At 50.3% G+C, this 25,244-nt stretch carries 16 protein-coding genes; 12 read left to right on the forward strand and 4 right to left on the reverse strand.

The genetic code is table 11. The annotated features are described in order from the left end of the window. Window positions 1-105 precede the first annotated feature (105 nt). The 10 genes from dnaE (at window position 106) to HXZ99_RS00955 (ending at window position 16,160) form a co-directional block, all read left to right on the forward strand. Window positions 106-3,585: a DNA polymerase III subunit alpha gene (gene dnaE / locus HXZ99_RS00910; RefSeq protein WP_194755394.1), complete on the forward strand. Its 3,480-nt coding sequence runs from the start codon at window positions 106-108 to the stop codon at window positions 3,583-3,585. Between the two features lie 15 nt (window positions 3,586-3,600). Continuing rightward, window positions 3,601-4,557 (forward strand): acetyl-CoA carboxylase carboxyl transferase subunit alpha, encoded by a 957-nt coding sequence (gene accA / locus HXZ99_RS00915; RefSeq protein WP_194755395.1) that lies wholly within the window; start codon window positions 3,601-3,603, stop codon window positions 4,555-4,557. Continuing rightward, entirely contained in the window at window positions 4,544-5,599 is a 1,056-nt protein-coding gene (gene tilS, locus HXZ99_RS00920) for a tRNA lysidine(34) synthetase TilS (RefSeq protein ID WP_194755396.1), read from the forward strand. Before accA ends, tilS begins: the two co-directional genes overlap by 14 nt. A 157-nt stretch (window positions 5,600-5,756) precedes the next feature. Beyond that, window positions 5,757-6,971: an efflux RND transporter periplasmic adaptor subunit gene (locus tag HXZ99_RS00925; protein ID WP_194755397.1), complete on the forward strand. Its 1,215-nt coding sequence runs from the start codon at window positions 5,757-5,759 to the stop codon at window positions 6,969-6,971. Further along, window positions 6,971-10,144 carry an efflux RND transporter permease subunit gene (locus HXZ99_RS00930; RefSeq protein ID WP_194755398.1) on the forward strand — a complete coding sequence of 1,058 codons (3,174 nt, stop codon included), beginning with the start codon at window positions 6,971-6,973 and terminating at the stop codon, window positions 10,142-10,144. The genes HXZ99_RS00925 and HXZ99_RS00930 overlap by 1 nt, the downstream gene beginning before the upstream one ends. 114 nt (window positions 10,145-10,258) lie before the next feature. Beyond that, window positions 10,259-10,987 (forward strand): DUF599 domain-containing protein, encoded by a 729-nt coding sequence (locus HXZ99_RS00935; protein ID WP_194755399.1) that lies wholly within the window; start codon window positions 10,259-10,261, stop codon window positions 10,985-10,987. 9 nt (window positions 10,988-10,996) lie between these two features. Then, window positions 10,997-12,046 carry a succinylglutamate desuccinylase gene (gene astE / locus HXZ99_RS00940; RefSeq protein ID WP_331458457.1) on the forward strand — a complete coding sequence of 350 codons (1,050 nt, stop codon included), beginning with the start codon at window positions 10,997-10,999 and terminating at the stop codon, window positions 12,044-12,046. A 306-nt stretch (window positions 12,047-12,352) separates the two neighbouring features. Further along, on the forward strand, window positions 12,353-13,546 hold the full coding sequence (locus HXZ99_RS00945; protein ID WP_407928484.1) for a thiamine pyrophosphate-dependent dehydrogenase E1 component subunit alpha: 1,194 nt from the start codon (window positions 12,353-12,355) through the stop codon (window positions 13,544-13,546). Further along, window positions 13,546-14,523 (forward strand): alpha-ketoacid dehydrogenase subunit beta, encoded by a 978-nt coding sequence (locus HXZ99_RS00950; RefSeq protein WP_194755400.1) that lies wholly within the window; start codon window positions 13,546-13,548, stop codon window positions 14,521-14,523. Before HXZ99_RS00945 ends, HXZ99_RS00950 begins: the two co-directional genes overlap by 1 nt. A gap of 11 nt (window positions 14,524-14,534) precedes the next feature. After that, window positions 14,535-16,160: a dihydrolipoyllysine-residue acetyltransferase gene (locus HXZ99_RS00955; protein WP_194755401.1), complete on the forward strand. Its 1,626-nt coding sequence runs from the start codon at window positions 14,535-14,537 to the stop codon at window positions 16,158-16,160. Between the two features lie 1,248 nt (window positions 16,161-17,408). Here the strand turns inward: HXZ99_RS00955 and HXZ99_RS00960 are convergent. The 4 genes from HXZ99_RS00960 to HXZ99_RS00975 form a co-directional block, all read right to left on the reverse strand. Continuing rightward, window positions 17,409-18,419 carry a hypothetical protein gene (locus HXZ99_RS00960; RefSeq protein ID WP_194755402.1) on the reverse strand — a complete coding sequence of 337 codons (1,011 nt, stop codon included), beginning with the start codon at window positions 18,417-18,419 and terminating at the stop codon, window positions 17,409-17,411. Window positions 18,420-18,505: 86 nt separating this feature from the next. Continuing rightward, the gene (gene rnhB, locus HXZ99_RS00965) at window positions 18,506-19,105 is read right to left on the reverse strand and encodes a ribonuclease HII (protein WP_194755403.1); all 600 of its coding nucleotides are present in this window, start codon (window positions 19,103-19,105) and stop codon (window positions 18,506-18,508) included. After that, window positions 19,102-20,271: an acetylornithine deacetylase gene (argE, locus tag HXZ99_RS00970; RefSeq protein ID WP_194755404.1), complete on the reverse strand. Its 1,170-nt coding sequence runs from the start codon at window positions 20,269-20,271 to the stop codon at window positions 19,102-19,104. The genes rnhB and argE overlap by 4 nt, the downstream gene beginning before the upstream one ends. Before the next feature lie 119 nt (window positions 20,272-20,390). Next, window positions 20,391-21,947 carry an AbgT family transporter gene (locus tag HXZ99_RS00975; RefSeq protein WP_194755405.1) on the reverse strand — a complete coding sequence of 519 codons (1,557 nt, stop codon included), beginning with the start codon at window positions 21,945-21,947 and terminating at the stop codon, window positions 20,391-20,393. A 209-nt stretch (window positions 21,948-22,156) separates the two neighbouring features. On the opposite strand from HXZ99_RS00975, the gene HXZ99_RS00980 reads away from it, so the two are divergent. Next, on the forward strand, window positions 22,157-24,625 hold the full coding sequence (locus HXZ99_RS00980) for an alpha/beta hydrolase family protein (protein WP_194755406.1): 2,469 nt from the start codon (window positions 22,157-22,159) through the stop codon (window positions 24,623-24,625). After that, on the forward strand, window positions 24,626-25,219 hold the full coding sequence (gene rrtA, locus HXZ99_RS00985; RefSeq protein ID WP_194755407.1) for a rhombosortase: 594 nt from the start codon (window positions 24,626-24,628) through the stop codon (window positions 25,217-25,219). It abuts the gene before it with no gap. Window positions 25,220-25,244: the final 25 nt, after the last annotated feature.

Below are 25,244 nucleotides of genomic sequence, written 5' to 3' on the forward strand. Positions count from 1 at the left end.
AACTGCATTTTCAAGCTGAACGAATCCATTCCATCTGTTGCAGCATGACGCTGGAAGGGGCACAATAATCGGCTCAATAAAAATCAAAATGAATGAGCGAAGTTTATGACGGCAGCGGCCTTTGTCCACCTGCGTATGCACAGCGATTTTTCAATGGTTGATGGCCTGCAAAAGGTGAAACCATTGTGTCAGCATGTCGCCGATTTGGATATGCCAGCGATGGCGCTCACCGATGAAATGAATATGTGCGGATTGGTCCGTTATTACCAAACTGCGCGTGGCCTGGGCCTCAAGCCCATTATTGGTTGTGATCTGAATGTACTGAGCGAGGATTTCGCTGACGAACCTTTCCGCCTCACTGCGCTGGCGATGAACGACAGCGGTTATAAAAATCTGACCATTTTGATTTCCGAGGCCTATTTACGAGGCCATAAGTTTGATAAGCCCTGTATTGACCAAGCATGGCTTGCCGAACACGGTGAAGGCTTGATTCTATTATCTGGTGGCAAAGACGGGGATATTGGTCGCGCCTTGTTACGCAATCAACAAAAACCCCTTGAACAGTCGCTCGCATTTTACCAAGCCCACTTTCATGACCGTTTTTATTTGGAATTGGTGCGCACCGGGCGTCCAGATGAAGAGCGCTATTTGCATGGTGCGGTGAAACTGGCGCAAGAATACGAGCTACCGGTGGTGGCGACGAACGAAGTGGTGTTTAGCAAGCCAGAAGATTTTGAAGCCCATGAAATTCGCGTGGCGATTCATGATGGTTACACCCTCGCGGACTCCCGTCGACCGCAGAAGTATAGTGACCAACAGTATCTGCGCACCGAAGAAGAAATGCAGACGTTGTTTGCAGATATTCCAGAAGCCCTCGCCAATACCGTCGAAATAGCGCGCCGTTGTAATGTGTCGGTGCGACTCAATGAGTACTTCTTGCCGAGCTTCCCCACGGGTGGTTTAAGCGAACAAGACTATTTAATTAAGAAATCCGAAGAAGGACTGGAAGCGCGGCTTCAGTTTTTATTCCCAGATCCTGAGGTGAGAGCTCAGCGCCGTGGTGAATATGACGAGCGCTTAAAAATCGAACTTGAAGTGATCAATGAGATGGGATTCCCCGGTTACTTCTTGATCGTTATGGAATTTATCCAATGGAGTAAAGACAACGGCATTCCGGTTGGTCCGGGCCGTGGTTCGGGTGCGGGCTCATTGGTGGCTTATGCGCTAAAAATTACGGATCTCGATCCCCTAGAGTTTGATCTCCTTTTTGAACGATTTTTAAACCCAGAACGGGTATCCATGCCGGATTTCGACGTGGACTTTTGTATGGATCGGCGCGATGAGGTGATTGATCACGTAGCCGAACTTTATGGTCGCGAAGCGGTATCGCAAATTATTACCTTTGGCACCATGGCGGCAAAAGCGGTCGTGCGGGATGTAGGGCGTGTGCTAGGGCATCCCTATGGTTTTGTGGACCGTATCTCTAAACTAATTCCACCCACACCCGGCATGACGTTAAAAGTAGCGTTTGAAGAAGAGCCACGTCTGCAAGAGCTGTATGACGACGATGACGAAGTGCGGGAAGTGATTGATATGGCCCGTCGCCTTGAAGGGGTGACACGTAACGCGGGTAAGCACGCGGGTGGGGTGGTGATTGCCCCGACTAAAATTACTGATTTCACTCCCCTGTATTGTGATTCGGAAGGACGCTTCCCCGTCACTCAATTTGATAAAAACGATGTTGAAACCGCCGGTTTGGTGAAATTCGACTTCTTGGGATTACGCACGTTAACGATTATTCAATGGGCATTGGATATGGTGAACGCGCGTCGTCGCGAGGTGAATCAAGACCCGATCTATATTGAATCAATTCCATTAACCGACAAACGTTGCTTTGACCTTCTGAAAAAAGCCGATACCACCGCCGTATTTCAACTTGAATCACGGGGTATGAAAGAGCTGATTAAACGCCTATTGCCCGATAGCTTTGAAGACATTATCGCACTGGTGGCCTTGTTCCGTCCGGGGCCTTTGCAGTCGGGCATGGTGGATAACTTCATTGACCGGAAGCACGGACGAGAAGAAATCTCCTACCCGGACTCCACCTGGCAGCATGAATGCTTGCGGCCGATACTTGAACCCACATATGGGGTTATTTTGTATCAAGAGCAGGTCATGCAGATTGCTCAGGTGATGGCCGGTTATACGCTCGGCGGCGCAGATTTGCTACGGCGTGCGATGGGTAAGAAAAAGCCGGAAGAAATGGTGAAACAGCGGGAAATTTTCCGTGAAGGTGCGGCGAAGAACAACATTGATCCTGAATTGGCGATGAAAATCTTCGACTTGGTGGAGAAATTCGCCGGCTACGGCTTCAATAAATCGCATTCCGCCGCCTACGCCTTGGTGAGTTATCAAACCCTGTGGATGAAGGTGCATTATCCTGCGGAGTTTATGGCAGCGGTGATGTCGGCGGATATGGATAACACCGATAAGATCGTAACCTTGGTAGACGAATGCGAACGGATGGGGTTAAAAATATTACCCCCTGATGTGAATGTGGGTCGCTATAAGTTTACAGTCGATGATGAACAACGGGTGGTGTACGGCATTGGTGCCATCAAAGGCGTCGGTGAAGGACCAATCGAATCCATTATTGCGGCGCGTGAGCAAGACGGCCCCTTTTCCGATCTGTTTGATTTCTGCTGTCGGGTTGATCTGAAGAAACTGAACCGACGGGTGATGGAAAAGTTGATCAAGGCCGGCGCGATGGACTCGCTAGGTCCGCATCGTGCGGCGCTACTCGCCACATTAGAAAAAGCCATGCGCCAAGCCGAACAACATGCTCACGCCGAAGCGATGGGGCAAAATGATTTGTTTGGTGTGTTAGCATCATCATCTGATAATTTAGAGCATGAGTTTGAACAGGTTGCGCCTTGGCCGGAAGGGGTATGGTTAGAGGGGGAACGTGAAACCCTAGGACTTTACCTGACGGGCCATCCATTGAACCGCTACCGTAAAGAACTGTCGAATTACACCAGTGGTCGGCTATGTGACATTGCCGATCGGCGTAAAGCGGAAACCATGTCGGTTGCGGGTTTAGTGCTCGATGTACGTAGCATGATGAACAAAAAAGGCCAACGTTGGGCTATTGTTACCTTAGACGACAAAAGTGCCCGAATTGATGTACGCTTATTTAATCAGGAATATGAGCGTTATGTGCCCTTGCTAGAAAAGGACCAAATCCTTTGGTTAAAAGGAGAGGTCCGCTTTGATTCTTTCAGCGGGGGCAATACAATGACGGTCAGTGAAATTATGACGTTGGAACAAGCACGTGCACAATATGTTCGGTCGTTGGACGTGTCTTTGGATTTTCGTGGGTCGAAAACGCCTACAACAACGGCGCTGATTGAGAAACTTCGGGATGCTCCCCGTGGAACATGCCCGGTCAGATTTTTTTGTGCGATCGAAGGAGCGAGCGCAACGCTAGAGACAGGTGCCGAATGGTACGTTGAACCTGGCGATGACCTAATTTATCAATTACGTACTCAGTTGGGTGAGGAAAACGTCCGACTGAACTTTGAATAAAATTTGGAAGCACTGATGAATTTGAATTTTTTAGAGTTCGAACAACCAATTGCAGAGCTACAAGCGCAAATTGATGAGCTACGGGCCGTGGGTGCAAAAGGCGGTCTTGATATCGATCTCGAATCGGAAGTGAAGCAGCTTCAGAAGAAGAAGTTGGAATTAACCGAAAAGATTTTCTCAGATCTAGGTGCGTGGCAGGTGGCGCAGCTGGCGCGGCATCCATTGCGGCCTTATACGCTCGATTACATCGATCTTATCTTTACCGAATTTGATGAGTTGGCAGGCGATCGGGCCTTTGCTGATGATAAAGCTATTGTTGGTGGCATAGCCCGTTTAAATGGGACTCCGGTGATGGTTATTGGCCAGCAAAAAGGGCGTGAAACCAAAGAAAAAGTACGTCGCAACTTTGGTATGCCAAAGCCGGAAGGGTACCGCAAAGCGATGCGCCTTATGGAAATGGCCGAGCGCTTTAATATGCCGGTACTGACCTTTATCGATACCCCGGGAGCTTATCCTGGGATCGGTGCCGAAGAGCGTGGGCAAAGTGAAGCTATTGCTCGTAACCTTAAGGTGATGTCACGCTTAAAAGTACCAACGGTATGTACCGTGATTGGCGAGGGTGGCTCTGGTGGAGCACTAGCGATTGGTGTGGGTGATCGCGTTAACATGCTGCAGTACAGCACTTACTCGGTCATTTCGCCGGAAGGTTGTGCATCAATTTTATGGAAAAGCGCCAGTAAAGCAGAGCTTGCAGCAGAAGCGATGGGTGTAACCGCTCAGCGTTCGTTGGAGTTGGGCCTTATTGATGAAATCGTGGCGGAGCCGCTAGGTGGTGCCCATCGGGATTATCAAGAAACCGCAGCACGTTTAAAGCGTCGCTTAATTGATGATCTGGAATCGTTGTCGGGCCTATCAAAAGACGAGCTGCTCGAAAAGCGCTATCGGAAACTCATGTCTTTTGGCTACTGTTAACCACGACACTGTGCAAGGGGAACCTAGCTTCCCCGATGATCTTTATCCCCTTTATGTTGAGATGCTCGACTCGCTTGCTTTGCAGGCGGGTCAGCAAATCATCGTCGCTTTAGGCGGCGGCGCGGACTCCCAGAGTGTGCTTGATTTGACTCTGCGTTATCGTCAGGCCCATCCTGAATTTCGTTATCTTGCAATACATCTTGATCACTTTTTTCATCCCGATTCGCCAAAGTGGGCGGAGTTTTTGCGCCAATACTGTGCGGACGTGGCCATCGATGCCATTGTTGAGCCCTTAGCGGTGCCCAGTGGCTCTCGTTTAAGCAAAGAGGAGCAAGGGCGCAACGCCCGCTATCGGCGCTTAGCGGAGCTTAGCGATAGCAACGCGGTTATCTTACTCGGGCAACATCGCACCGATCAGGTGGAGACGTTTTTTCTGCAGGTGAAGCGAGGCGCGGGTCCGAAAGGGCTTGCCGCTATGGCCGCGGTTGCACCCATGAAGTCTGTATATAGCCAGCATTTGTCAGAAAAAAACCAACGTCGCTTGGTACGGCCGCTACTCACGGTCACAAAAGCGCAAATCTATGCCTACGCCCAAGCCCGACATCTCAAATGGATTGAAGACGATACCAACACAGATACGGATATTGATCGTAATTTTATTCGGCACGAGATTTTGCCGACATTAGAGCGTCGGTGGCCGGCAGTTCAACATACCGTTGCCCGCTCAGCGAGTTTATGTGCAGAGCAATCGGCATTACTTGAGCTGCTGTTGCAGGAGCAATTGCGATCTCGGCTTGAGCCAGAAGGCTTTCGTTTGCAACCTGACTGGTGGAATTTGGATGATCGTTTACAGCGTGGATTACTGCGCGCTTGGCTTGCTCATGAAGGCATTTCCATGCCTTCCCAAGCGGTGTTGCTAGAGTTACAAAGGCAACTGCAGCGAAGTCAAGGCGGAAAGCAAGTTCGCGTGGCTTGGGGAAGTGCTGTTGTAGCGCGCCAGAGGAAATGGTTGAAAGTTAAAATAGAAGATAATAATCAATAAGTTACATGGTTTATGAAATAGCTAGTTACACTTTAATTAGCAACTGCACAAAATATCCTCATTTTTTGCGCTGACGCAAACCTTAAATTTAGCGATAATGCCATCCTAGATTTTTTATACTAATAACGTTACTGCCCCTATAAGGAAATGCGCCGCTATGGCTTCAAAGACTGTTTCTCGTCTGCTTCCGGTACTGATCATTGTTGCCGCCATCCTCATCCTGATTGTGTTTGTTATGACGCGCTCTGGTCCCGATAGGACCCCGAGCGAGCGTTTACCCGCGCTCGTGGACTATCAAGTAGTGGAGCGGGAAACGGTGCGTTTTGAGGTGCCTAGCCAAGGCAATGTGAGCCCGCGCTTTGCCACTCAGATCACAACCGAGGTGAGTGGGCGGGTGGCTTGGCTGTCTCCGAAACTGGTCGCTGGTGGTTACTTCGACGAAGGCGAAGTGATGCTGCGAATCGAAGAGTTTGATTTTGAAACCGCCTTACAAGAAGCACGTGCAAACCTCGCGCGAGCACAGGCATCAGTGGCCGAAGAGCGGGCCCGGGGACAAGTAGCAGAAAGCGAGTGGCGTTCTATTCAAGCGGGAGAGATTCCAGAACTGGGCTTGCGTCGTCCTCAGTTAGCCAGTGAACTTGCCAATTTACAGAGTGCTCAGGCTCGGGTGGCACAAGCAGAGCGAAATCTTGAGCGAACGCGCGTGCGTGCGCCATTTGCAGGTGTATTGCAGAGCCGCAATGTCAATCTTGGTCAGTTCCTCTCGGTCAACGCCAATATTGGCACCTTGTTCGGTACCGATATTGCCGAGATCCGCCTCCCTTTCACAGATTTTGATTTATCGATTTTAGATATTCCAGAGGTGACCAGTGAGAGCTTTCCGGGCCCACGCGTGCGCGTTCGAGCCGAAGTTGCTGGCAGCACTCAAGAATGGGTGGGGTCATTGGTAAGAACGGAAGGAATGGTAGATATGGGCACACGTGTCACTTTTGGCGTGGTTCAAATCGACGATCCCTATAACCGCAAAGGGGATATCCACCCTGTGCCACTCACCTTTGGTCGCTATGTAAGAGCCTTTGTGGAAGGCATTGAGATGGGTGACCTCATTCGATTACCGCGCTATGCGATTAACTCGAATAATCAAGTGTGGGTGATTACCGACGAACGCATTTTAGAGTTACGTGACGTGGATGTATTTCGCCTTGATCGGGATTATGCCTATGTGCGCGATGGACTGACGCACGGAGAGCGCGTCATGTTAACCCAATTGGATACGCCGCTGCCCGGTCACCGTGTGCGTATTAGCGCCGATATAGAGCCTCGGGAGCGCGAGGGCTCCGCAGAACAAGCATTAGACCAAGGTGATCGCTAATGGAAACTCGGGAAACAGGTATTATCGCGTGGTTTACACGGAATCGGGTTGCTGCCAACTTACTGATGATTCTCATTATTGTGGCTGGGATCATTTCCGTATTTGCGATACGCAAGCAAATTTTCCCAACCATTGACCTCAATACCATTACGGTTCGAGTGATCTATCCTGGAGCCGCGCCTCAGGAAGTTGAGCAAGGGGTAATTGTTCGGGTTGAAGATGCCATTGATGAAGTACAGGGCATTAAGTCGATCCGCAGTACAGCGCGGGAAGGCATGGGCACCGTCACTGTTGAAGTAGAAAGCGGATACAGTGTGCAGGAAGTGATGGATGAAGTGCGCATGAGTGTGGATGGCATTGCCAGCTTTCCAGCACAAATTGAACCGCCCATGGTTTATCGAATGCGGCCACAGCAGCAAGTGATTTGGGTGTCGGTGTTTGGCGACATCGATGAGCGATCCCGGAAGAATTTGGCAAAGTCGATTCGAGATGATATCCGCTCTTTGCCCGGCGTTACCCGTGCTTCGGTGGTCGGAGCCCGTAATGACGAGATCGCCATTGAAATCTCTGAGTTTAACTTGCGTCAGTTTGGTCTTACCTTCCAAGATGTTGTGCAAGCGGTGCGTGGTACATCAATTGATATTCCCGGTGGGACCATTCGTACCCCAAACGGCGATATTTTACTGCGAGCCAAGGGGCAGGGGTATACCGGTCGAGATTTTGAAGACATTATCCTGCTTCGTCGCGACGACGGCACGCGGGTGCGTTTGGGTGATGTGGCCGTGGTGTCCGATGGTTTCGTCGAGAGCCGGTCATTTGCTGAGTTTGATGGTAGTCGAGCCACCTTTGTACGCGTCGATTCGGTGGGTGATCAAGACCAATTAGCCATTGCCCGCGTAGTGAAGGAATACGTGGAGCAACGCACGGAAACAATGCCGCAAGGGGTGCATTTGGCCCACTGGGGTGACTCATCATACTATTTGCAAGGACGTCTCGATCTCATGTTGAAAAACATGTATTTCGGGATTGCACTGGTATTTATCGCCCTGACGTTGTTTTTGCAGCTGCGGTTAGCATTTTGGGTCATGATTGGCCTGCCAGTGTGCTTCTTAGGCGCGCTGGCCATGATGAATCTGCCGATGTTTGATGTATCCATCAACATGATCTCCCTCTTTGGATTCATCTTGGTGCTTGGGATCGTGGTGGATGATGCCATTATCATCGGGGAAAGCGCCTATTCCGAGATAGAGGAGTACGGAAAATCCGAGGATAACGTGATTCGGGGGGCTAAACGGGTGGCGGTTCCCGCAACCTTCGGGGTACTTACCACTATAGTGGCATTTTTACCCATGCTGTTTGTGGGCGGCACCCAGTCTGCCATTTGGGAGTCGATCGCTTTTGTGGTGATCTTCTGTCTAATTTTCTCATTAATTGAGTCGAAGTGGATTCTGCCAGCTCATATCAATGGCATGAAATACTCGAAAACCCCAGACAGTAAACAAAATGGCTTTCAGCGTTTTCGCAACAATTTCTCAAGCGGCCTGAAACGATTCGTACAAACCCGTTATAAGCCCTTTGCGGAACTTTGTATTAAGCATCGTTACACCACAATTTCTGCCTTTATTGCGCTGATGATCTTGATGTTCGGCTTGCTCGCTGGAGGCCATGTTCGATTTGTCTTCTTCCCGAACATTCCAAGTGATTTTGTTCAGGCAAACTTAGAAATGCAGCCTGGCACCAACGAGAATCGTACCATTGATAATTTGCGTACAATTCGGTCGGTGTTGCTTGAAATGAATGATGAATACGAGGCGCGTTATGGCAGCCCCATGGTGCGGCACGTGAACGTTTTCTTAAATAGCCCTGAAACCGGCACTATTTTGGTGGAAATGGAAAAGGGTGAACGCCGTGAGGTTGATGGCTTCGCCGTGATTAATCAATGGCGAGAGCGGGTGCCGGAATTGGCGGGTGCGCGTGATCTCAACTTCTCCGGCAGCATCGGTGGTGGGCCTGGCTATGACGTGGAATTTCTGCTCAGCGGAACTAATCTAAGCGAACTCGCTGGCGCCTCCCGTGATTTACGCAGTGCGCTGAATGAGTACGGTGGCGTTTTTGATATCTCCGATACCTTTGGCATTTCACGCGAAGAAGTGCAACTTAGTTTATTACCTCAGGCGGATGCATTAGGGCTCACCCTCCAAGATGTGGCCAATCAGGTGCGGTTTGCTTTCTACGGTGCAGAAGCGCAGCGTCTCCCTCGCAATGACGAAGAAGTGCGGGTAATGGTGCGTTATCCCCTGTCAGAGCGCCGCTCTATTGGCAACCTAGAGAATATGATGCTGCGTACCGCTGATGGGCGAGAAATCCCATTCCGCGAGGTGGCGAGTGCGAGCATGGGCGAAGGCTTTGGAACCATCAACCGTATCAATGGCGTACGCGCGGTCACGGTGAGGGCGCGGGTCGACAAAGATCGGGTAGAGCCAGGTGCGATTGTGCGGGATATTCGTGAGAATTATTTGCCGAATATTCTCGAGCAGTATCCAAATGTTCGGTTTGGATTGGAAGGGGCAAGCTTAGATCAGCAACAAGCGCTACGTTCATTGGGCTTTGGCGCCTTGATTGCGTTACTAGGCATTTATGCCCTGATGGCCATTCCACTTAAATCGTACGGGCAGCCATTGATGATTATGTCGGTGATTCCGTTTGGCATCATCGGCGCCATTTTCGGTCACTTTGTGCTGGGTATGCCATTAAGTTTGTTAAGCCTGTTCGGGATCATTGCGCTGGCGGGGGTTGTGGTAAACGACAGCTTGATTTTGGTGGACTACGTCAATAAAACCAAGAATCAGTTTACCGATTTACGTGATGCTGTCGTGAATGCCGGTTGCGCGCGTTTTAGGGCCATTGTGCTGACGTCCCTGACGACCTTCCTTGGTCTAACCCCGATCGTGCTTGAGCGCAGCTTACAGGCTCAGATGGTAATTCCCATGGCGATATCGCTCGCGTTTGGTATTTTGTTTGCCACCGTAATCACCTTGTTGCTGATTCCATGTTTGTATTTGGTGCAGAACGACATCAAACGTTACTTTGGTTTTGGTCGCCCAGAAGTTCTCAGCGACGAGCAGTTAGCAGCCATGCAAGAACAGAATGGTGGCGTGACAGAAGCGCGCTAAATAAATGAAAGTTCGATGAAGAAAGGGGCATTGCCCCTTTTTTCTTATGGGAAAAAAGCTACACTAAGGCTCAGGTTTATTCAGGCGGCTGAACCATTCGAAGGATACCTTTGCATGCTATCAATTCCATTACTCGATTTAATTGCCTTTTTGTGGTTTTTGTTTTGTTGGATCGGCTATTCGCTATTTGCGCGGAGACGGGCTAAGACACAACATTCCCTATCCAGCATTTTATGTACCTTACGCGTGGAGTGGATGGATGCAGTGGTGCATAAAGAACATCACATTGCCGACGCCGCTTTGGTCGGTAACGTGGAACGGACCGTTACTTTTTTCGCCTCATCAACTATTTTTGTTCTGGCCGGTGTGCTTACCGTTATTGCCTCAAACGATGCGTTTGTTAGGGTGTTGGAGCAGTTGCCGTTCGCTTACGAGCAGAGTCATGGGTTAGTGTTATTGAAGCTCGCGGGTATCGCCAGCATCATGGTGTTTGCTTTCTTTAAGTTCACGTGGGCGGTTCGTCAGTTTGGTTTCGTATCAATTTTATTGGGCATGGCGCCGTCTATTTCACGACCTACAGTGGATAAAGCACAACGCGATGCTTTCTCTTTGAATGCAGCCAAGGTACTTGACCAAGCCGGTCATGAATACAACTATGGGTTGCGCGCTTATTACTTTGCATTGGCTTATTTGTGCTGGTTTGTTTCGCCTTGGGTATTAATCACCTCAAGCATTATTGTGGTCGCGGTGCTCTATCGTCGTGAATACAATTCCCGGGTGCTAAGAGCATTACTGGCGACCCATGGTTACGAGCCTGGTCCGAAACAGCAGGGAGATTTATAAGGAGTGGTTGTGTCAGACGTATTACGTGAAATCCCCGGCGGTAACTTTCTCGATTTTACCCGAACCCACGAGTGGGGCGTTGATATCAACGCGAAGCAGGTTTTAGCCCATGGTGTAACAGTTGAGGTATGGGATAGTGGCGTGATGGTGTTTACGCCCGCCAAACCCTCCCAGATGGATTTAGTGCTGAGTTGCGCCGTGCACGGCGATGAAACGGCGCCAATTGAAATTGTTGATGAGCTTATCGAGCGTTTGCGTACGGGGGATCTCGTACCGAGCTGCCGTGTCCTTTTTTTGATTGCGAATCCGGCAGCGATGAACAAGGGAACGCGTTTTATTGAAGAGAATATGAATCGGCTATTCTCGGGAGCGCATAGCAAAGGCCCGGGCTTAGTCAACCCTGAGCGTAAGAGAGCTAAACAGATTGAAGGTTATGTGACGCGATTCTTTACGGAAGCCCCAGCAGGGGAACGCGAACGCATTCATTATGATATGCATACGGCAATTCGCGATTCTCGTCATGAAAAGTTCGCGGTATATCCATATCAAGATGGCCGTCCGTACAGCAAAAAACACCTGCAATTACTCAAGCAGCTTGATGTACCCACGGTATTGTTAAACGATGGCCCTACCACAACGTTTTCTTACTTTTCAGTGAATCAATTTCAAGCCCATGGCTTTACGGTGGAGTTAGGTAAGGTACGTCCATTTGGCCAGAATGACATGAGCCGCTTTGCGAAAACTAAAGCGCAATTAATACGACTGATTAGTGAAGGCAGCACGGTAGACGGTGATTTTTCAGAGGACGACCATCGTATTTACCAAGTTTTGCGGGTGATTAATCGAACCCAAGAAGATTTCGAGCTTCACTTTCCCGATGACGTTGCTAACTTTACCCCGTTTGAGAAGGGGGATTTATTAGCAAGGGATGGCGATACTTACTACTACGCAGAACAAACTGGCGAATCAATTATATTTCCCAACGCAAAAGTGGCACTAGGGCAACGAGCGCTTCTCACGGTGCATGCGATCCCACTCGACAGTATCAGTCTGGTCTGAGCAGCGGCACTGGTTTAGGAGAAAAGACGCCTTTTATGAGAAACTAAGCGGCCTTTTTTGCTGCACTACTGGCGCAAAAGCATGGTGGAGTAGAGCGGGTGTATCATCTTTTGTACGCAAGATTCCGCTGCATCATGGGGATTCTTGCGTTCGGTGTTTGCATCGCCGTTTACGTAAAGGTAAAGTTGCCCCAAATAATTTTCTTGGGCGTTAACCTGAAGTGACACTATCCTTCGGTCAACGACTTAAGAGTCAGAAGTTTATTTCCAGAACCGAGCTGACCATGTCAGCCCATGAGAGAAAGCTATGGCAAAGCAAATGGCAAAAGACCCGCAGAAAACTGCGGTCACTACCAAGCTTGAGGTGATTCCAGCAAATGCACTGGATATCCCCATGTTTCAGGTACTTAAAGAAGATGGCAGCGTGCATAAAGGCGCGAAACTGCCTGATATCGATAAAGAATTAGCTCTGAAAATGTTTAGCACGATGCAATTTATTCGCGTTCTTGATGAGCGCATGATTGCCGCGCAACGACAAGGGCGGATTAGCTTTTACTTGTCTTCTTTAGGTGAAGAAGCAGCAGCCATTGGCTCTGCCGCGGCCCTTGAATTTGAAGACATGATCATGGGGCAGTATCGTGAACAGGGGGCGTTAGCGTTCCGTGGTTTTACCATTGAACAGTTTATGAACCAATTGTTCTCGAACGCTAAAGATTTGGGTAAAGGACGCCAAATGCCTGTGCATTACGGCTGTGCAGCGCTTAACTTTATGACGATATCTTCGCCACTTGGCACGCAGATCCCGCAAGCAACGGGTTATGCATTTGGTCAAAAGCAAAGCGGTGATAAAACCTGCACGCTATGTTATTTCGGCGAAGGTGCCGCGTCAGAAGGTGACTTCCATGCGGGCCTGAATATGGCTGCGGTATACAAAGTGCCGGTGATTTTCTTCTGCCGCAATAATGGATACGCCATTTCTACGCCAGCCCATGAACAATTTGCCGGTGATGGAATTGCACCGCGTGCAACGGGTTATGGCATGAAAGCGATTCGTGTGGATGGTAACGATATTTTTGCTGTGTACGCCGCAACTCAAGAAGCGCGCCGTTTGGCAGTGGAAGAAAATGAGCCTGTTCTCATTGAAGCGATGTCCTATCGCATGGCCGGTCACTCTACATCGGATGACCCTACCGGTTACCGGACACGGGAAGAAGAAGATGCCCGTCGCATACGTGAACCTATGGTGCGTTTCCGTAACTGGTTGGTGAAGAAAGGCTGGATTACGGAAGAAGAGGCTGATGCGCAGCAACAGTCTCATAAAGAAACGGTGCTAGCGGCATTGAAGAAGGCAGAAACTGTACCCGTGCCAGCGCTTGAAGAAATTATCGTGGATGTATATGACACCCCCACGCAAGCGCTTTATGACCAGCTCGAAGAACTTAAAACGCATATTAAGAAATACCCGGATGCCTATCCGAAAACTTCAGGAGGCGTGAAGTAATGGCGAAGATGAATTTACTCCAGGCCATTAATAGTGCCCTTGATGTGGCGATGGCGAAGAACGATAAAGTGAGCGTTTTCGGTGAAGACGTCGGCCATTTTGGCGGTGTTTTCCGTGCAACCAGCGGGTTGCAAGAGAAATACGGGCGCAGTCGTTGTTTTAACACCCCGTTGGTTGAACAGGGAATTATTGGATTTGCCAATGGGTTGGCGGCACAGGGAAGTTTCCCAGTCGCTGAAATCCAGTTTGGTGATTATATTTTCCCTGCGTTCGACCAAATCGTGAATGAAACTGCCAAGTTCCGGTATCGTTCAGGCAATGAATTTAATGTCGGTGGATTAACCATTCGTACCCCTTATGGCGGTGGTATTCACGGCGGTCATTATCACTCACAATCGCCGGAAGCCTATTTTGCGCACACGCCAGGTTTGAAAATCGTGATTCCTCGCAATCCGTATCAAGCCAAAGGCCTGCTTCTCAGTGCTATTTTTGATCCAAACCCGGTGTTGTTCATGGAGCCTAAGCGTCTCTATCGGGCAGCTGTGGGCGAAGTTCCAGAAGATGAATACACGATTCCATTGGGTAAAGCGGAAGTGGTTCAGGAAGGTTCGGATGTAACTGTTGTTGGCTGGGGTGCTCAGATTGAAGTGATTGAGCGTGCCGCGGAGCTGGCTGCAAAAGATGGCGTGAGTGTTGAAATTGTTGATTTGCGCAGCATTTTGCCGTGGGACGTGGATACGGTGGCGAAGTCGGTGATGAAAACCGGGCGTGCAGTGGTGAGTCAAGAAGCGCCGCATACGATGGCGTTCGGTAGTGAAGTTGCCGCCACCATTCAGGAAAAATGTTTCTTATACTTAGAATCCCCGGTTATGCGAGCATCAGGCTTAGATACGCCATATCCATTGGCGCATGAGAAAGAGTACTTCTCTGATCACCTGAAAACGTATGAAGCTATTAAACGGTCACTGAATTACTAATAGGAGCAGACATGAGCACGGATTTCATTTTGCCAGATATCGGTGAAGGTATCGTAGAGTGTGAAATCGTCGAATGGCAGGTCCAAGAAGGCGATTCAGTGCAAGAAGATCAAGTGGTCGTGGAAGTCATGACCGATAAAGCGGTGGTGGAAATTCCAGCCAAGTTTGATGGTGTGGTGACGAAGCTTTATTACGCGAAAGGGGATATCGCAAAAGTTGGCGAGCCTTTATTTGCAATTGATGCTGACGGTGCCGACGCGGGTGATACTGCGGAAAGTAAGCCGCAACCAAAAGCACCTGCGGACTCATCTGCGGAAGAGAAGAAACAAGTAAAACAGTCTGAATCTAAGCCGAGCACGGCCAGTTCTAACGGCGCACTAAGTGACTTTATCCTGCCTGATATTGGTGAGGGTATTGTGGAGTGCGAAATTGTTGATTGGCGTGTAAACGAAGGCGACGAGGTTATTGAAGATCAGGTGGTTGTGGAAGTGATGACGGACAAAGCCGTTGTTGAGATTCCGGCGAAATCTGATGGTACTGTAGCAAAACTGTATTACGCGAAGGGCGATATTGCGAAAGTGGGCGAGCCATTATTTGCACTCGCAGAAGCGGGAGCCGAAGCGGCTTCTGCTGATGCGGCGACATCGAGTGATGCGCCTGAAGCAAGCGCACCTAAGTCAGCGGCAAACGCAAACGTGCGCGATGCGGGCGGTGAGTTTGAAGCACCGCAGCCGGCAGCACCGGGTAAGGCATTAGCCAGTCCGGCGGTTCGTCGTCGTGCCCGTGAACAAGGCATTGATCTCACGCAAGTGCAAGGTAGCGGCAAGAAGGGTCGTATTCTTAAAGACGACTTAAGCCAAGCGACAGCGAGCGCTAAGACCTCTGAAACGGCTTCTCAGCCGTCTGCGGCAGCAAAAGCTCCGGTAGCCGGAGGTACTCGCACGGAGCCCATGCGTGGGGTTCGGGCGGCAATGGCGAAACAAATGGCGGAATCTGTACGCACAATTCCGCACTTTACTTATGCTGAAGAATTCGATCTCACGGAATTACGTGCGATGCATGCCCGTTTAAAGGCGCAATATGCAGAGCAGGGGATTCGTCTTACCTTGATGCCATTCTTTATCAAGGCGATGTCTTTGGCCCTGAGCGAATTCCCGATTATGAATGCCCAGCTTAATGACGAAGCAACAGAGATTACTTACTTTGATGACCATAATATTGGTATGGCAGTGGCCACGAAAGTAGGTTTGATGGTGCCCAATATTAAGCAAGTGAATCAAAAGTCGTTGCTTGAAGTCGCTGAGGAAGTAAATCGTCTGACAGCGTCGGCTCGTGAAGGCAAGGTGGCGCAAGCGGATATGAAGGGCGGCACTATTACCATTTCCAATATTGGTGTGGTTGGCGGAACGGTAACAACGCCAATCATCAATAAACCGGAAGCGGCGATAGTTGCCTTAGGTAAAGTTCAAAGCTTGCCTCGCTTCGATGCCAATGGCGCAGTGGTTGCTCGCGACATGATGACAGCAAGTTGGTCGGGTGATCATCGAATCATTGACGGTGCTACTATCGCGAACTTCAACAAGCGCTGGCAGCAATTCCTCGAAGACCCGATACAAATGCTCACCGTCATGCGGTAGCCAACGCACTGCGTTGACTGTTGAGCCGGCGAAGACACGGGGGCAGGATATGTCCCCGTGCGGGACGCCGTAAACCCATCCATGGGGGCTTGGGCGCGGCATCCATGCCGCGCACACCCGCCCGGCGCCATATCCTACCCCCGTATCTCCGGCACAGGTTCAAGTACGCTGGTAGCCAACGCACCGCGTTGGTCCGTGGCTACGTGCGGACACGGGATCAGGAATGTCCCCGTGCGGGACGCCGTAAACCCATCCATGGGGGCTTGGGCGCGGCATCCCTGCCGCGCACACCCGCACAGCGCCATATCCTGACCCCGTATCCTCGGCACAGCTTGCGCGCACTGGTAGCCAACGCACCGCGTTGGTCTCTGGCTCCGTGCGGACACGGGGTCAGGCATGTCCCCGTGCGGGACGCCGTAAACCCATCCATGGGGGCTTGGGCGCGGCATCCATGCCGCGCACACCCGCACAGGGCCATATCCTACTCCCGTATCTCCGGCACAGGTTCAAGTACGCTGGTAGCCAACGCACCGCGTTGGTCTCTGGCTTCGGGTAGACACGGGATCAGGAATGTCCCCGTGCGGGACGCCGTAAACCCATCCATGGGGGCTTGGGCGCGGCATCCCTGCCGCGCACACCCGCACAGCGCCATATCCTACCCCCGTATCTCCGGCACGGCTTTAAGTACGCTGGTAGCCAACGCACCGCGTTGGTCTCTGGCTCGACGAAGACACGGGATCAGGAATGTCCCCGTGCGGGACGCCGTAAACCCATCCATGGGGGCTTGGGCGCGGCATCCCTGCCGCGCACACCCGCACAGCGCCATATCCTACCCCCGTATCTCCGGCACAGGTTCAAGTACGCTGGTAGCCAACGCACCGCGTTGGTCCGTGGCTACGTGCGGACACGGGGTCAGGAATGTCCCCGTGCGGGACGCCGTAAACCCATCCATGGGGGCTTGGGCGCGGCATCCCTGCCGCGCACACCCGCACAGGGCCATATCCTACCCCCGTATCTCCGGCACAGCTTGCGCGCACTGGTAGCCAACGCACTGCGTTGGTCCGTGGCTCTACGAAGACACGGGGGCTGGAATGCCCTCGTGCGTGACGTCGTGAATTCGTTCATAAGAGGGCTTGGCTGCCGCATTTCTGCGGCAGACATGTGCTAGTCGTTGTATTTTGAACTCGCAACCAACGCGGTGCGTTGGCTACTTGGTTGTTGTCGCAACTAACGCGGTGCGTTGGCTACTTACTCGTCGATGTAAGCGGCGCAGAAGGGGGTGTCTTGGGCGTCTGAGCATACGTGGATGAATTCATTTTCAAAGAAAACGATATCTTCGCAGCGTTGGGCATAACTATCAGGTCGCTCTTCGCGAGTAGAGGCGTCAACGCACCATTGCATTTCATTGGCAAAACGAAGCTGTTTGAAGTCATCGTTCTCTTGTGGAACTGGGCCTGCGCCAGTGCGTAGGCAGCTATCCCATTGGTACGTGTTCTCAAGCATGAGGGCGCGCATGCCATTGGCAACGTTGCCATAAACTTGGCTTAAACGTGCTTCTTCAAACTGCTCGGCGCGACGGGCAAAGCTCAAAAAGGTGCGCTTTGCCTCTTCGTCATTGGTGTAAAGTCGACGTTGAAACGCCCGCTCAAAAATGGTGTGCATATCATTTTGCAGGGAGATAAGTTCGTTATCAGTCTCAGGCAAGGAATCTTGTGCATTCTGCATCAGGCTAATGTACTCCTGATTAAATGAACGGCATTGTTGATCCCGCGCTTCGAACATGAGGTTTGCCGGATCATTCGTACTTAACGGGGCGGCGAACTGGTATTCAGTAATCATACTGGCGCACCAGAAATTGAACTGATCTTGTGCGCAGTGTTCAGCTACTGCAGGTGCAGAAATTAATCCAAAACCACCAGTGAAGCTGCAGGTTCCTTCGGCTAGGAATTCATCATGAGTATAGGTTTGCCCGATTTCTTCCCATTTCTGAAACATGGCGACCATGTGACGAAGTTGCTCACGTCCTTCCGCCGTGTGGCCAAAGGTCTCATCGTAGTTGCGAATAATCTCGACTATTTGTTCAAGGGCAAATGTTCCTAATATGTAGGGTTGTGCTTCTTGAGCTTCCTGTACACAGGCTAAAGTATGTTGAGAGCGGCGCTGTTCATCGGCGGCGAGGGCTGCTCCACTTGTCATTAAGCTCAATGCTCCGGCGGCTATTGCCAGCTGCGTGAACCGAATGAAACCTGTAATTAACATGCATAACTCCTTGCTTAAAAAATCATTATTTTTGTTGTCTATCGAAGGGCGCAAAAGCGTTTAAGTATGACCACGGTTTCGTTAAATCATTCGCTTTTTACCAGTTGTTCTCGCACTGGGCGAAAGCTTTTACGGTGGATTGGGCTTACACCGTGCTCAATCAGTGCGGCTAAATGGGCAGCTGTAGGATAGGCTTTGTGCTGCGCAAAGTTATATTGGGGATAGGTTTCATGCCAAGCCAACATTTGCCGGTCTCGCTCTACTTTTGCCAAAATTGATGCGGCACCAATACAGGCTTCATGTGCATCACCTTGAACGATGGCTTCTGCGGGAATAGATAGCCGCGGGACGCGATTACCATCAATCAGTGCTTTACTCGGTGTTACGGGCAGTGCCTCGATGGCTCGTTTCATTGCGAGCATGGAGGCATGCAGGATATTCAACTCATCAATTTCTTCTGGGTCACATTGCGCGATAGCCCAACAGTAGGCTTTTTCTTTAATTTCTATGCTGAGCTTTTGCCGTTTTTTATCACTGATTTTTTTTGAATCAGTAATACCTTCAATAGGATTGTTCGGATCGAGGATAACGGCAGCCGCAACCACAGGTCCAGCAATGGGGCCGCGTCCGGCTTCATCGGCGCCACAAATGAGCAACGCCGGTGCTAATAATGCTTTTTCAATCATGAACAACAGGCCTTTTCAATGAGGGCTCGAATTTTCTCTTGTCCAGGGCGAATCTGAGATAGGCTGATATATTCATCGGGCTGATGCGCTTGTTGAATTGAACCTGGCCCCATAACAATGGTTTCACAGCCAAGATCGTGAATAAAAGGTGCTTCGGTGCAGTAATTCGCAGGTTCGGCTGGGTGCCCGCTGATCGCTTCAGCCATGCGCACGAGGGCGGCGTCGGCTTTGGTTTCATACCCGGGAATAGGGTCATGCATGGCGATAATTTCTAGGGCTCCGGGATGGCGCTCTTGCAGTGGTGCTAAGCATGCCGACAACATTTCATTTAATGTATCCACATGCATGCCGGGCAATGGGCGCATATCCATATGTAATTCACAGCACGCACAAATTCTATTGGCGGCATCACCGCCGTGGATATGACCGAAATTGAGGGTCGGATAGGGCACTTCAAAAGCGGGCTCATGAAACCTATCGCGCATGTCTTGTTCGAGTTTTTTCAAGTAGCCGATGGCATCATGCATAATACTTATCGCATTCACACCTGCCGCTGGATTGGAGCTATGCCCGGAACGACCGGTCACGCGAATACAATCGGTGGTGTGGCCTTTGTGCATGCGCACTGGAACCATCAGCGTCGGCTCACCAATTACGGCGTAGTCGGGGCGCAAATTAGGGAAGCGTCGTAACTCACGAGCCCCCGCCATAGAAGTTTCTTCGTCGGCGGTGGCAAGTATCATCAAGGGTTTCTTTAAGCGGCGAAAATCTAAATCGCGGATGGCCTCAATGACAAACGCGAAAAAGCCTTTCATATCGGCGCTGCCAAGGCCATAAAGTCGATTATTGGCTTCGGTTAAGGTAAATGGGTCACGGCTCCAGCGTCCTTCATCCCATGGCACTGTATCGGTATGCCCAGAAAGCAATAAGCCGCCTTCACATGGCCCATCAATCGGGTTCATGGTGGCCAATAAATTGTATTTCCCAGCCTGCCGCTCCAATTCTTGAATCTCAACTTTAAATCCGAGCGTGGTTAACCACAGACCGAGCAATTCGATAACTTGCCGATTGGAGATATCCCATTGTGGTTCTAAGCAGGATACCGAGGGTGCTGCAATTAATTGGCGATACATTTCAATAAAATTTGGGGGGCTGGTGGCCGACATAGACAACTCCGATGAAACGAACTGAGTTAATCCTATCATGCTTACGGGGAATGCGGGAGCAAAGAAAAACGGGAGTTGCTGGTGGCAACTCCCGTTTGCAGGATGGGTACGTCGGTTACTTAGCCGGCTGGATATACGTAATTGGCTTGTACCCCTAATGGGATGCCAATGGTCCAGTACAGGAGTAAGAATGCCGTCCAGATAATACCGAGCGCGACACTGTACGGAAGCATCATGGATACCAGGGTACCGATACCGGTTCCTTTCGTATAGCGCTGACAGTAAACCACCACTAATGGGAAGTAAGGCAATAACGGCGTGATGATATTACTCACCGAATCACCGACCCGGTATGCTGCCTGAGTTAAGTCTGGCGAAATACCGAGCTGCATCAGCATGGGCACAAAAATGGGTGAGATCAGTAGCCATTTTGCACTGGCTGAGCCAACAAACAAGTTAATGATGGCGACGAGCATGATGATACCGACTAAGGTAACAGGGCCTGGTACCGCCAGAGATTGGAGGAATCCAGCGCCTTTCATCGCCAACAGAATACCAAGGTTGGAATCGCCAAATGCTTTGATAAACAGAGCACAGAAGAATGCCATAACGAGGTAGTAGGCCATGGTTTCCATGGTTTTCGACATGGCCATAATCACGTCTTTGGATTCTCTAAAGGTGCCGGCAACAAACCCGTGCACAATCCCGGGTAACCAGAATAGCAAGAAGATAATAGGCACAATGGATTGCATTAATGGCGCATCAAACGCGGCAATCTCGCCTTCAGGACTGCGTAAAGCAGAAGTTTCTGGCCATACCGCGGCAACCAGTAATACGGTTCCCAGAATCATGGTTAAACCGCCCGCAATAAACGCCTTGCGATCACGATCGGTTACTTCTTCGATTTTAGGCATTTCCGCTGGATCGCCATCAATCTCAGTGCCGGCCAAGCGCGGCTCAATCACGCGATCGGTAAGGTACCAACCTACCAGCACTACCACTAAGGTTGAAGCGGCGGTGAAGTACCAGTTGTTTAACGGGTTGAGGATAATATTGGGGTCGTATAATCGTGCAGCTTCTTGCGTAATCCCCTGCAACATTGGGTCGATTGCGCTTGGCACAAAGTTGGCGCTAAAGCCGCCAGACACACCCGCAAAGGCCGCTGCAATTCCGGCCAACGGATGGCGTCCGGCTGCATAGAAAATGATACCACCGAGCGGAATAACCAACACATAACCGGCATCAACCGCAGTGTGGCTGACAATGGCCACAAGAATGAGTATGGGTGTGAGCAGGATTTTTGCTGTGTTGTTCAATAACAGCTTGATGCCCACATTAATGAAGCCACTGCGTTCGGCTACACCAATACCTAACATGGCAACCAATACCACACCAAGCGGTGCGAAGGAGGTAAAGGTTGTGACCATGGTGGCTAGGAAGTTAGCCATTGCGTCTGGGGCGAGCAGGTTGTTCACAACAACGGGTGCGCCAGAGCGAGGGTCTAATTCGCTGTATGAAAACTGAGCGAAAATTAAGCTCAAGAACCAGACAATGACGAGTAAACCCGCGAACATCACGGCTGGATCTGGAAGTTTATTACCAATGACCTCAACTTTGTTGAGGATACGGTTGAGCAAACCGCTGTTGGCTTGGTCGGCCTTATTATCTGCGCTCATAGATGAGTTCCCCGTGGTTATCCACTGTTTTTATTTGGTTAGAGTCAACTAAAACCGAGTTAGCATACATGGTTCACAGGCATTTGAATAGGTTGCGATTTAGCGACTTCTACCGCCTGTTCTGTACGCATCGTCGAACAGGGGTTCGCTTCTTAGCGCAATTAGGTAAGATAGGGCGCAATGATGACAACAATGATAGGAAGATACTCATGATAAAGCGATCTCAAATGAGCGGTAAGAATGCTCGTTTACATCTGGTTGCTGCGACATTGGTTGCCGTGTTTGGAAGTTCGGCAGCATTTGCAGTCGACAAAGCGCATATCCGCGTACATCCGGTTGACCAAGGCAATAGCTTAGTCACGATTGATGACTCGCTGCAGAAAGATAGCGTGCGAGACAGCTTGGTTCAGCCCTGGTTGAATGATTTTAGCGACGCGGGCTACCGTGTGAATGCTGTGGGTAGCGAAGCCCCGGCATTTGTGTTGCGCGTGCCATTGCGTGTTGATCGCTTTACGCAGGGAACCCTCGAATTTAATGAATTGGAGCAAGTGACCGCCTTTTTAAATGGCAAACGGGTTAATGTTTCTGGGGGCAAGTTAGACGTCAATATCCAAACGGGTGATCATAGTCTGGTTGTGCTTGCAGAGGATGTATCTGATTGGGCGAATGTTGATTTCACCTGGTCTGGAAAGGCAGAACACGATGTGGTTGATAGCAGTTGGCCGGATCAATGGCGCTTATCACAGCAACAGATGTTTGATGCGACGACTGTAAACAATCTGACTATTTCGTCCGATGGTCGTTTCGTTGTTTGGGGAGAGACGAGTTATAACCCAGCAAGCGGGAATAGCGCAGAGCGTTCCTTAGTGATACGCGACTTAGCCGAAGGCCGTATTGTCTTTCGTTTCACCGATGCAAGCGCAAGCCAATTTGCTTGGCATCCGCAAGAACACACACTGGCCTATGTGAGTGGGCAACGTATTCATGTACTGGATTTGAACGACTTATCCTTGCGTCCCATTTCTGCTGAATTGAGTGGTTTAAGCGGCTTGCGCTGGTTAAACAACGAACAGGTGGTGTTTAATTGGAGTAAATCCGGCGAGAAAGACAATGAGCTGAGTAAGCGTTATCAAGCCCTTGAAGACCGTTGGAGCTCTTTCCGTAACAACAGTCAGGTATTTACCCTGCATACGGACACCAAAGCGTTACGCCAGCTAACGTCCGCCGCAAACTCTATTAGCTTGCTGGATGTGCACAATGCAGGGGAGCGGATTTTACTGTCTCAGCGCCAAGTGGACTATGCCGCACCTCCTCACTTCTTAGTGGATGTGTTTGAACTCAATGTAAACACAGGCGAGCGCCATGATTTTGGCTCTCACCGCACCTTTAGCGGTGCTTTTTATGTAAACAACGATGTCTATATGCTGGCAGGCCCTGAATTTGGAGACGGTGCTGGGCGGGATCCGCGTTTGCCCGACGACAAATTGAGTAACAACTATGATGGTCAATTATATCGCGTCTCACGAGACGGCAGCATCCACCCATTAAGCCGTTCGTTTGACCCTGCTATTGGCGGCGCCATGGCTTTGGGGAACGGCAATATTTTGCTGCGGGTGACAGAACGTGATGGCACCCAGCTTTATCGCTATAACCCGCAACGGGAGCAATTTATTTCGCTCAGTAGTGATATCGAAGTGGTGGACCAAGTCACTGCGAGTCAAGGGCCTTTGCCTCGCATCGTATTCGCAGGGTCGAGTGTGACGGCACCGCAAAAGGTTGTTCAGCTCGATGTTGCTGAAGGACGCTTGCAGACGTTGTGGGATAGCAAAACCCATTACTTTGCGCATAACGTGATTGTTCCGGTGGAGCCATGGAATTTTACCAATAAGCATGGCGATACTATTGAAGGTCGGGTGTACTACCCACCTCATTTTGATGCAAACAGCAGCTATCCAGCGCTGGTTTATTATTATGGCGGTACAACACCGGTGCAACGCGGGTTCACTGGACGTTATCCGTTCAATCAATGGGCCGCGCAAGGTTATGTGGTGTATGTGTTACAGCCGACTGGTGCGATTGGCTATGGCCAGCATTTCTCAGCGCGCCATGTGAATGCATGGGGTGAGTACACTGCCGAAGACATTATTCAAGGCACCCAAGAATTCTTGACGGCACATCCATTTGTAGACGCTGAGCGAGTGGGGCATTTAGGCGCAAGTTATGGTGGCTTTATGACCATGCTTTTGGCAACGATGACGGATATGTACGCGGCGTCAATGTCCCATGCGGGAATTAGCGCGATTACGTCGTATTGGGGCCAGGGCTGGTGGGGCTTCTTGTATTCGGGTGAAGCGAGTAAAAACAGCTTCCCTTGGAACAACCGTGATCTTTATGTGGGCCAAAGCCCAGTATATCGTGCTGATAAAGTAACCACACCCATGCTACTTATTCATGGTGATGCAGACACAAACGTGCCACCGGGTGAAAGCCATAATATGTACACGGCGTTGAAGTTACTTGGGCGCGAAGTGGAGCTTGTAGAGTATATGGGTCAAGATCACCACATTATGGGGCGTGACGCGCGCTTTCATTGGTGGGATACCTATATGGCGTTTTTTGACAAGCACCTTAAAGACCAACCGCAGTGGTGGAATCACCTCTATCCGGAGCGTGACTAGGTGATTCACCTGCCGCTAGAACGTCGCTATGTGCTGGGGCCCCTTGGGGTCTCAGCACTTCTTTTAGGTATATTTTCGTTACCGGAATCTTACTTATTTCAGCTGACGTTTGAGCGGGAGTTTATTGCGCAAGGCGAACTTTGGCGATTACTGACTGGACAATTTGTGCATTTAACCTGGAGTCATCTGATTCTTAATGTGATGGGGCTCTGGGTAATGTACTTGTTGTTTGCTGAACACATTAGCGGGTGGCGCTACGGCGGCCTTGTCATTGCTTTGGCGCTAGCAAGTAACTTGGGTATGTATTTGTTTGATCCGGAGATCCATCGTTATGTTGGATTTTCTGGTGTGCTCTATGGTTTATTTGCATGGGGCGCTCTGCTAGATGTAAGCAAGAACATTAAATTCGGCTGGTTGCTGCTTATTGGTGTGCTGTTCAAAGTGACGTGGGAGTACTTACAGGGGCCTGTTGAGCTAGGCGCCGCCACAGTAAGCCAGTTAGCCACTTCATCACATTTCTTCGGTATGGTGGGCGGACTCACGGTCGCTCTCGCGATGTTAATTTGGTCTATACGTAAAAAACGGAGCCAATAAGGGCTCCGTTTCTCTTTTCTTTAAG

The sequence above is a fragment of the Aliidiomarina indica genome (genome assembly GCF_015354615.1).
GTDB classification, from domain to species: Bacteria; Pseudomonadota; Gammaproteobacteria; order Enterobacterales; family Alteromonadaceae; genus Aliidiomarina; species Aliidiomarina indica.

Coding starts and splice junctions, on each gene's coding strand:
- HXZ99_RS00975 (WP_194755405.1), bottom strand. CDS start 21,947: ATGAGCGCAGATAATAAGGCCGACCAAGCCAACAGCGGTTTGCTCAAC.
- HXZ99_RS00950 (WP_194755400.1), top strand. CDS start 13,546: ATGGCGAAGATGAATTTACTCCAGGCCATTAATAGTGCCCTTGATGTG.
- HXZ99_RS00945 (WP_407928484.1), top strand. CDS start 12,353: ATGGCAAAGCAAATGGCAAAAGACCCGCAGAAAACTGCGGTCACTACC.
- HXZ99_RS00955 (WP_194755401.1), top strand. CDS start 14,535: ATGAGCACGGATTTCATTTTGCCAGATATCGGTGAAGGTATCGTAGAG.
- HXZ99_RS00925 (WP_194755397.1), top strand. CDS start 5,757: ATGGCTTCAAAGACTGTTTCTCGTCTGCTTCCGGTACTGATCATTGTT.
- HXZ99_RS00960 (WP_194755402.1), bottom strand. CDS start 18,419: ATGTTAATTACAGGTTTCATTCGGTTCACGCAGCTGGCAATAGCCGCC.
- argE (WP_194755404.1), bottom strand. CDS start 20,271: ATGTCGGCCACCAGCCCCCCAAATTTTATTGAAATGTATCGCCAATTA.
- HXZ99_RS00980 (WP_194755406.1), top strand. CDS start 22,157: ATGATAAAGCGATCTCAAATGAGCGGTAAGAATGCTCGTTTACATCTG.
- HXZ99_RS00935 (WP_194755399.1), top strand. CDS start 10,259: ATGCTATCAATTCCATTACTCGATTTAATTGCCTTTTTGTGGTTTTTG.
- accA (WP_194755395.1), top strand. CDS start 3,601: ATGAATTTGAATTTTTTAGAGTTCGAACAACCAATTGCAGAGCTACAA.
- rnhB (WP_194755403.1), bottom strand. CDS start 19,105: ATGATTGAAAAAGCATTATTAGCACCGGCGTTGCTCATTTGTGGCGCC.
- HXZ99_RS00930 (WP_194755398.1), top strand. CDS start 6,971: ATGGAAACTCGGGAAACAGGTATTATCGCGTGGTTTACACGGAATCGG.
- dnaE (WP_194755394.1), top strand. CDS start 106: ATGACGGCAGCGGCCTTTGTCCACCTGCGTATGCACAGCGATTTTTCA.